Genomic DNA, 9,648 nt, shown 5'->3' on the forward strand with positions numbered 1-9,648 from the left:
CCCCTCGGCGACTCCCACCAACAGGCAGGAGCGGGGATCGGACTGGCAATCATTGACTATAAAGAAGTAGTACAAACACACTCTTGAGTTCTCAAACCACCACCACAACAGGCGCACAACACCCCGGCAGAATCAATCAGAACCGGAACCCCAGCGCCAAGCGGCAACAGATGAATAACCTACACCACCCCACACCAAAACACAAACCCACCCAACCAAAACAACCCCAAAACCACTGGAAACACTCGACTCCACCGGCGTGTCGAAAACGCTCCAAAAACCATATTTTCACCCCTGAAACCTCCCACAAACACATTCAACGATTCCAAAAACACCAAAAACATCTTGGCCCGGGCGCGCCGCACCGCATAAACCTCGAAGAGGCAGACGACCTAACGCAAGGTCGATTCGACTCTCATCCCAGCATCGTAAATAGGGTTTCCAGTCATAAAACCGCCTCCGTTTCTTGTGCTCAAGAAACGGAGGCGGTTCAAAATGATGCGGCAGGGCTCTCAATGGTTCTAACGCGGTTGGCGGAAATATCGATCACCAATCGGCTCAAACGGTGTATGCGGTTCGCACTGGTACCAGTATGCAACCGTAGCAACATCGTCCTGACGCTCGAAGTTGCCGTTCTCCTCGGTACCGATCTGCTGCCATTCGACCCGTAGATTCCGCTCGAAATAAATCGGGTCCGGAATGTGCCAGCGATACAAACCTCGGGTCACCGGGGTCGCGACATCCCAATAATCACTTTCACGTCGGCTCAGCGTCTGCGAATAGAACGGGTACCCGATATACGGACCAGTGAAGGTCTGTTCATGCATGCGTCCTCGGTCGTCGAATTCCGCGAAGCTCCAAGCGCCCCCGAAATAATCCTCGGCACCTGTGCTGCACCAGGTGGGGTATTGGCCGTCGCCATCGATGTACATCTTGAATTCCCCCTCGCCCCACCATCGGCTTTCCAACGCGGTCAGAGCGAGATAGGTGCCCACATATGCACCATGGCCGTTGACGTTGTCAAGCACCGTGTAGTCGCGAGCCAATTGAGTCACGCGTTCACGGCGCCATTGCGCATGGAAGCGCATGGCGTTGTCCGGCAGTGAATCGTATTCGGTGTAGTCGATCTGGTAAAAAAATGCGGGAACGTCTTCGTTGTGGTCGTTACGCAGTACGATACGCGCGTGTTCGAACGGCATACTCCAGAAGCAGTTGAATCCACGGTTGGGGTTCACCATAACCGGAATGGAATTAATGCGGCAGGACTGGGCGTGCCCGCAGCAGAAGAAATCACCGATCGGGCATTGCACCGACGGCTGGGTTTCACCATCCCAGTAGAATTCGAGAATCAGATTACGTAGCACATTGGGGCCACGTGGGGAAGTTTTGTCCGTAACGGTCATCCATATATGACGAATCACGCCAGGACCTGCGACATCCATCAGTGTCACCGATTCACCTGCGCGAACGGTTCGAATGCATGGGCTGCCCTTTCGCGATGGCCCCAGCGCGCTGGAGGCGGTCGCGGCAGTGCCTTTGCCTCCGGTCGGGTTTTCGGCATTGACGCAACGACTGCGTCCGGCGGATGCGAGTGAGAGCGAGTCAAGTGCGCCATGTCCAAACCCCTGGAATGGCGTTTCACACATGATATTGGTCATCTGTATTCCTTGTAGTCGAAGAAGAGGCGGCGGAACAGGATCGTTTATCGTCCGCCGCCACTATCTATTGCGATATAGCGGCAATGCCGCGAATACTTATTTCACCGCACCAGCAGTGATGCCTTGGGACAGTTTGCGCTGGAAAATGATAAAGAAGATAATCGTTGGCACAATGCTGAGCAGCGACGCCGATGCCAATGTGGTCGCATCCATCGTATGCTGTCCCTGCAGTGTGGCCAGAGCCAGCGGAATGGTTTGAACGTCATCGCTCATCAGGAACGCCATGGGAATCATGTATTCGTTCCACGTCCACACAAAGAAGAACACGAACAGCACGCTGATGGTCGGCCATGAGATGGGCAGCACCACCTTGCGTAGAATCTGCCAGCGGGACGCGCCATCGATGGCGGCCGCTTCCAGAATGGCCTGTGGGAAGGTTCCGTACACCGATGACAGCAGGTAGGTGCCGTAGGCGCTTTGGATGATGGTGAAGATGACGATGATCGACATCTGGGAGTTGTAAAGGCCTACTTCCTTGAACATGGTGTACAGCGGGTACAGCAACGCTTCCTGCGGCATCATATTCGCTAACATGATGGCGAGGATGATCCACGTGTTGCCTTTCACTCGGCCGATGCCCAACGCGAAGGAGTTCAACACTGAAAGAGTCACCGCAGCCAACGAGACCACTAGGGAGATAGCGAAACTGTTGAGGAACTTCACCGGGAAATCGACGGTGGTCCAGAACGAGATGATGCCGTCTAACGTGAAATGCGCAGGCAATGACAGCGGGCCTGTCGCATTGTAGTCCGCTGCGGTTTTGAATGCGTTGATGGTAAGGATCAGCAGGGGAAAGAGCATCACCAACGCTGCGATGATCAAGAGGATCAGGGCCACCCAGTCACCGCCGGAACGAATGGATTGCACATGCTTCGCGGATACGCCGCGTGAAGAGTGAGACATGATGATCGTCCTTAATCTTTCAGACCATATTTTTCTCGACGCGGCGCTGCACGATAGTGAACACCACGGCGAACACGATAATGACCACGGTGAGCGCGGTGGAGATGGTGGCGCCATAGCCAACCTGCTGCACTTGGAAGAACTGGTTGTATGAGTAATATGACGGCACGGTGGTGCTTGTGCCGGGGCCGCCCTTGGTAAGCAGATAGACCGGGGCGAAGGTTTTCAGCGCGCCGATGGTGGCGGTGAGAATCACCACAAGCAATTCAGGAATGATGGACGGCAGTGTGACTACACGGAACTTCTGCCACCAATTCGCACCGTCAAGACTTGCCGCCTCATACAATTCAGGATCCACACGCTGCAGTCCGGACATGAAGATCACAATCGGGTAACCGAGTTGAATCCACACGAGAATCAGCATGAGGATGGGAAGCGCGCTATCGGGGCTGCCCAGCCAGTTGTGCTGTAGCGAACCGAGTCCGATCTTTTCCAGCAGCGCGTTCACCGCTCCGTCCTCCGGACGGAAGATCCATCCCATGATGATGGCCGCAACGGCCACGGGCAGCAGCTGAGGAAGGTAGAACAGCGCGCGCAGAAGGGACGAGACTTTGCCGCCGAATTTCTTCTGAATCACATCGGTGAGCAGCGAGGAGATGAACAGGCCAAGAATCGTCGGGATAACCACAATGGCCACGATGATCCAGAATGAGTTAAGGAAGGACTGCCAGAATGTGGCGTCGGAGAATAGCTTCTTCCAGTTCGACAGACCGATGAATTTCGTCGGGCCCACGCCACGCCAACGGGTGAAGCTCAGGTAGATATTCCACACGAACGGAATGATGACGATGACGGCCAGGCCAATGATGCCCGGAAGTAGGTAGGGGATGAATTTGTAGGATTTGTTGCCGGGCAGCCTTGACAGCGATGACTTCCGGGCTTTGTTTTTCTGTGCCATTGCAGCTTCCTTTGATGTGATGGATGTTGATGGGTGCGGCCGGCTCGGCCGGGTTACCGCGAGGCGAAGTCGGCCGCATCCTCTTCACGGGGCGATGGGCGCTAGTCCGCGAAGCCCATCTCTTCGACGCCGGAGTCATACTTTTCGTGAATGGACTGCAGGGTCTCATCAGCGCTCATCGTGCCGTTGACCAGCTCCTGCAACGAGGCCGGGATGGCGTCGGTGAGGCTGGAGGCGGCATAATCCGGGTAGTAGCTCAACTTGTCATTGTTGGCGAACGAGCTGTACTCCTCGATCATGGCCTTGCTCTTCTCATCAGTGATTTCATCCAGATTGGCTGCCACAGGGATTCCACCGGCGTTGCCGAGATAGTTCTGCACCTCTTCGGAAAGCACGTAGTCGATGAACTTGGCGGCGAGGTCGTGATGCTTAGAGCGTTCAGGAATCACCAACAGGTTGCCGGCGCAACCTTCCGCGAACACGGATTCCGGAAGTACCGCGGCCGTCCATTCGAAGTCGGTGATCTGCTTCACAAAGCGCCCCTGGTTCCAAGTGCCCGTCTGATAAATCGGATACTCGCCCTTGATGAAGGCCTGGGTAGTATCCTCTGCCTTCATACCTGTGGCGTTGGTGGAAATAAAGCCCTTCTCAACCCAGTCAGCGATCGTGTCAGTGGCATAGGTCAGGGCACCGGACTCCCAGTCCACGTCGCCCTTGTACATGTGCCAATCTTCCATAAAGGTGTCGTCGGCCTTCTGGGAGACCAGCTGCCACCACAGCCACAGCACTCCATACTCCTGGGCGTCAGCCGCGATAGGAGTCACGCCCGCGTCGACGAACTTTTGGCATGCGTCCACGAACTCGTCGAATGTGGTCGGAATCTCGATGCCGTACTGGGCGAACATGTCCTCGTTGTAGTAGACGCGCTGGAATTCTGCGTAGCTGGTCATGCCGTACCAGGTGTCGCCGCCCATGATGCCGTTTTCGTCGTATTTGGCCACGGTGGCGTCCGCGCCAGTGACCTTTTCATCCCAGCCGTACTGGTCGACGTATTCGCCCAGGTCGGTAAGCAGGCCCATGGTCGAGAGCACTCCGGCCGAGCCGTTGCCTCGGTTGGATTCCGCGATGTCCGGTGCGTCGTCGGAGTTCAGGTACTGGCTGCTGTTCTGCATCATCTGGGTGCTCGATTTGCGCTCGAAGTTGATGGAGACGCCGGTCTCCTCCTCAAAGAGTTCGGCCGCTTTCTTCCATGCCTGGGTCTGTCCGGAGTCGTCTTCCTCGTAGTACCAGAAGGAGAGGCTTTCCGGGGTTTCCTCATCCTGCGCGGTACCGCTGCCGCATGCGGCGAGCGAGCCCAGAGCCAAGGTCGTCACCGCAAGAGCGGCGATTCCACGTCGAATGTTCATGTGTTTTCCTTTCGTTAGTCCTTGAGACAAGGTGTTCAACTTCTTTGTCGAATCGTTTCGACTGCCAATGAAAAAACTTCTCTGTTGTCCGGAGATGCATTCAGTATGACCCGAATTTGACCCGGTCGAATCATCACCGCTGCGTGATGTTCAGTTACGCACCATCCGCCTTCGACCGCCTGCCACCGTCGGCCCACATAATCGAATCGTTTCGATTAGCGGTGAACGTGCTTACAATTCCACCATTACGTCATCGCGATCCCCTTCCGCCCTCAGCGGTGAGATCCATCACGGATCCCCTCTCCTGAATCACGGGAGAGACCAAATCAACCATGCCGGCGATGCTTTTACCTCCCTCAATAGAGTCCACCAGCAGGCTCACGGCCTTATGCGCCAGCAATTCCGGCATAACCGGAATCTCCGTCACCGGGCGGGTCATGAACTCCCCTTCAAGAAAAGTTCCACACGAAAGCACCGAGACATCCTCCGGAACGCGAATGCCTCGAACCTGCATCTCTTTGAGCACATGATCCAGTACGCTTGCCGGTGCCTGACTGATGATCGCCGTCGCCATGCCCCCATCGGAGAACATCTCATGTACGAATTCCACCGCATCGAAGCGAGCGAGATCCGTCTTCGAGAACTCCAGTACAGACATGCCGAGCTCTTCCGCACGATCCATCATGCTTTCATGGAACATCACCACATACCCCGAACGGCGCTCGTAATCATGCTCGTTGTCGCGCAATAGAATCACATTGCGATGCCCGCGGTCGTAGAGATAATCAGCCGCCTGGCACCCCACCTGCACGAAATCAATATCTATGCAGGCGCAACCGTCATGCGACAGGGGGTAGCCGACCGCCACTGTGGGTTTGGCGTAGGTCGCGGCCTTGGCGGCGCGCTCGTCGTCCTCTTCGATGTCCATAAGCACCACGCCATCGACAAGATTGCTGCGTGTCACCCGCTGAATATCCCCCACCATGTCTTCTCCGGTGAGCAAGAGCACGTCGTAGTCGGCGTTCTTCGCCTCCCACGCCGTACGCAGGAAATAGGCGTTGTATTTGGCGAGGTTGATATCACCGCGAATGGGCATGCTCAGCGCGATGATGGAGTTACGCACCCCGCGCATCTTTTGCGCGCTGGCATCAGGAGTGTAGTCGAGCTCCCGAATGGCGTCCATCACCCTACGTGTGGTTTCGGCGGAGATGGAGCGCTTGTTAGACAGTACGTAGGAGACGGTGCTGACGGACACACCGGCGGCACGCGCCACATCTTTGATTCCAGCCATCACCCCTCCATCCTTGCATCGGTGTTGCGCTACTTCACTGTCGAAACGTTTTGTCGAAACGTTTCTCCATTACTATAGCGCCTCCCAGCTCAGCTTGTCAACTCCTCACCGCATCGTAGAACGCACTGTCGATGTCGAATACATTGGTCGGCTCATACACCTTTTCCGATTGCCCACCAAGGTTGATCGCACGTAGGTATTGGCTGCGCAGATTGCTTTTCTCTCGACTGCCACGGAATTTGATATAACGCCGTTCAGGGTTAGTGGTGGTAAACACCAACGCCCCTTTGTTCAAGGTCTCCAGCGGTCGTAGATTATGCGCCGTGAAGATGAGCTGTCCTCGACCATGATTCTGAAGCACCTGAAGAATCTCCCCCAAGAGGAATTCGAATACGCCAGAATCCAACTCATCAATGGCAACACAGGCCCCCGGCTTAGAATACACATCAATGAGCAGAGTGAGAATCGAGACCAGTTTCTTAATGCCTTCAGATTCGCACCGCAGCGGAACGGTCGTTCCGCCACGAGTGCAAGTAATCTCAACGCTTTCAACAACGAAACCATCGTCATCCAAAAGTTTACCAAGTGAAAAGACTCCTAAAGACAGCCCTGGAACAAGAGCGGAAAGCACGGGTGACATTTTCTCGATGGTGGCTCGAAGATCGTTCAATCTCTTATCATCAAGTTTTGTCGGTCGACTCAAATTCACAATAAACGAAGCATCTGCTAACGCACCGCCTTTCCCCTCATGCGTTGATATGTGCAAATCGTTAAGCATGGAGCTGGCATATTGAGACGCACCGATTACTGCCAAATCAGTTAGAGCAAAAAGCTTAAGACTGGAAACTAGCTTTTGCAATTGTGCAATTAGCACAGCATTCCGCCGATCATGTCCGGAATTCGCCTTGGAGACTTTCTCTTTAGCACTCTGAGACAGCTTTCCCAGTAACGCCATAAAATCACTGGAAAACACAAAGGATGAAGAATTGGCAGAGGCCAGGCGCCGTACCACTGCCAACTCAGTTTTCGCATCTTCGGACAACGATACGATCTCCCGCCAGAACTGTTTGGGAGCAATCTCACACGCATAGTTGGATTCACTTCGCGGGGAATATGCCAAGAGTGTATGCATGGCATCCGCCTGGGAGAGGTCTTTGCAAGCGAGTTCTTCTCCTAGCAACATCGGCCCCTTGACGCCCTCACCAAAAGACGCATTGTAGACGAATGACATCTCAGCCGATAGCTGTTCATCAAAGAGGACGCCTTTGACGACGACTTCCGCGCTATCACTTGTTTTGGAAATACAATCGGCAGCATCCTTTTGAATGTTGTCCCCAAGATAGATGCTCTTCAGAATTTTCAACGCCTGGATTACCGACGTCTTGCCTGAACCATTCTGTCCATAGATGCCCACAATGTCGGCTTCTGGAACGGACGCTCCCTTTTTCCATGATGACAGGGCAATCTCCCCGTGCATTACATTTTTGAAGCCGTTAAGCTCAATAGACGTAAGACGTATCATGGCAGCCCTTTCCGTATTTCCTTATGATTCTACACCTATTAACACAAAGAACAAGCAAAAACGTAAATCATTTACGATTTTCAGCACAATCACACGAATATTGATATCGCACAAATCTTTGCGTGCTGTGCCACGTTTCCAAGCTATCTGCGTTACTGGTAGTGCCCGAGAACGTATCAGCCACCTCATACGGTATATATCTGCATCTCACTTGTGCGCATCGGAAAGGCCGCACCCTGAGGGTGCGGCCTTTCAAAGTCTCGGTAGCAAACACTTATAAGATGCGCCTTGCTACCACATCACACCAAGACAGCCACTGCAATGGCGGAGGCAAACGCCAATGCCGCCAAAACCCAAGGAAGGATCTTCTGCCAGCGCTCTTGCGGCTTAAGCACCACAGTGATAAGGCCTACCAGAAAAGCAAAGCTGCCAACAGTAGCCAAATTCATAGTGATGATTTTCGCCAATTCCCAGCCGGCGGTTTGGACATTGACATTCACCAAGGTAAAAATGGCTGCAAAGATAGCCATCAACGCCAGTACGTTGCCGTACATGCGCTTTTCGATGCCTTTGATCTCTTCCGCCTTATCAGCGATGCGATGCATATCCGCAGCATACACATTCTGATAGCGCCCTAAGCCGCGATAATCCAGCTCATCGCTGAAAGCACCTTCATATGGGGCATCCACCGCACCTGCAACAGGTTCAAAAACCAGCTGTGCAATGCCGCGCCCTGCATCCAAGGCAATGCTATCAGCACTGACATTGGTGACCCTATAGAATACGCGAGTATGGTGACCGGGGAAGTACAGCGGCGCATCCAAGCTCAACCCCTGACGAATACGCGAATTGCGCAACAACACCTGGGCCGTCATATCAGACGGCAGATTCAGCACTTCCTTCGACGCCACAAACACCGAATCCCCCGGATTCAGTTCCACATGCCCCGTCGGCCCCTCAGGAGTATAGAACTCCTTAGTGGCAAGATCGTATGACACGGAGCCTACGTTGTCAGCTACGGCATTCTGCAACACACCCTGTCCGATAAGCTCTTTGATTCTGCTGTCACTCAATGGCATTGCAGCACCTCCTTGACTGAAGTATACAATTCTACAAGCTCTTCGAATAACTTTCCCTGCGGCGAGTTCAACGAACAGTGCCCACGACTTGCGGTCGCGGGCACTGTATTAGGGGTTGATGTTTACAAGGTTGTGACGGCTACTGGTCACGCCTTGGCTTGTCGATGATCTTGTGATCGGCAACGTCCTTAAGGTGCTGGCCGTAGGGGCTCTTGCCGTAACGCTCCGCGGATTCGAGGAGCTGGTCGCGGGTGATCCACCCGTTCTCGTAGGCAATCTCCTCCACAATTGAGATCGGCAGGCCTTGCGCGCGTTGTACGGTGCGTACGAATTCGCCGGCCTCATAGAGGGAGTCCATCGTGCCCGTGTCCAGCCACGCGTAGCTGCAAGATTAACGTATGGCATTCTACCTTTGCGGCATCTAACAAGGTAAGATTCGAGTATAGTCGATTTCTTCCCCGATGAGCAGTCTGTGGATTCCGACCGTCTGTTATATACGCCCACGCAGTTCGCACGTAGTTCACTACTGCACCTGCAAGAGGTAGGCTCGCTGACTGCAACTGTGCCGCACACATCCTCCCGTGAACATCTGAATTCGTATCTATGCTTCATCGTCATTTCCGGAGCTGGATCGCTGCGTTACGAGCTTGAATTTTCAGAGCAAGTGCAACGTTGTTGAATGGTGGATTTCCCAGGGTGTCCTGTAGCCGTGGCGTTTGCGTGGTCTGTGGTTGATAGCGTCGTATACGGTCCGGACCTGGCCGTCGTCGA

Annotated in this window: 7 protein-coding genes and 2 pseudogenes; all 9 read right to left on the minus strand. The window is 54.1% G+C overall.

All coding sequences use genetic code 11. The features are described from left to right. Positions 1 to 521 precede the first annotated feature (521 nt). Positions 522 to 1,658: a glycoside hydrolase family 172 protein gene (locus G1C95_RS12315; protein ID WP_205832845.1), complete on the minus strand. Its 1,137-nt coding sequence runs from the start codon at positions 1,656 to 1,658 to the stop codon at positions 522 to 524. A gap of 96 nt (positions 1,659 to 1,754) precedes the next feature. Further along, positions 1,755 to 2,621 (minus strand): carbohydrate ABC transporter permease, encoded by an 867-nt coding sequence (locus G1C95_RS12320; protein WP_169173252.1) that lies wholly within the window; start codon positions 2,619 to 2,621, stop codon positions 1,755 to 1,757. Between the two features lie 19 nt (positions 2,622 to 2,640). Continuing rightward, positions 2,641 to 3,579, minus strand: coding sequence for a carbohydrate ABC transporter permease (locus G1C95_RS12325; protein ID WP_169173253.1), 939 nt, complete (start codon positions 3,577 to 3,579; stop codon positions 2,641 to 2,643). A gap of 101 nt (positions 3,580 to 3,680) precedes the next feature. After that, positions 3,681 to 4,985, minus strand: a complete 1,305-nt coding sequence (locus tag G1C95_RS12330; RefSeq protein WP_169173254.1) for an ABC transporter substrate-binding protein — start codon at positions 4,983 to 4,985, stop codon at positions 3,681 to 3,683. A gap of 250 nt (positions 4,986 to 5,235) precedes the next feature. Next, entirely contained in the window at positions 5,236 to 6,276 is a 1,041-nt protein-coding gene (locus tag G1C95_RS12335) for a LacI family DNA-binding transcriptional regulator (protein WP_169173255.1), read from the minus strand. A gap of 97 nt (positions 6,277 to 6,373) precedes the next feature. Continuing rightward, positions 6,374 to 7,798, minus strand: a complete 1,425-nt coding sequence (locus tag G1C95_RS12340; RefSeq protein WP_169173256.1) for an AAA family ATPase — start codon at positions 7,796 to 7,798, stop codon at positions 6,374 to 6,376. A 299-nt stretch (positions 7,799 to 8,097) separates the two neighbouring features. Then, complete coding sequence (locus tag G1C95_RS12345; RefSeq protein ID WP_169173257.1) at positions 8,098 to 8,739, minus strand: dCTP deaminase domain-containing protein; 642 nt, start codon at positions 8,737 to 8,739, stop codon at positions 8,098 to 8,100. Between the two features lie 277 nt (positions 8,740 to 9,016). After that, a pseudogene (locus G1C95_RS12350) lies at positions 9,017 to 9,259 on the minus strand (glucose-1-phosphate thymidylyltransferase); the annotation flags it as partial. 273 nt (positions 9,260 to 9,532) lie between these two features. Continuing rightward, positions 9,533 to 9,648: pseudogene (locus G1C95_RS12880) on the minus strand (IS30 family transposase); the annotation flags it as partial.

Origin of the sequence: Bifidobacterium oedipodis, assembly GCF_012932425.1 — a bacterium.
GTDB lineage: Bacteria > Actinomycetota > Actinomycetes > Actinomycetales > Bifidobacteriaceae > Bifidobacterium > Bifidobacterium oedipodis.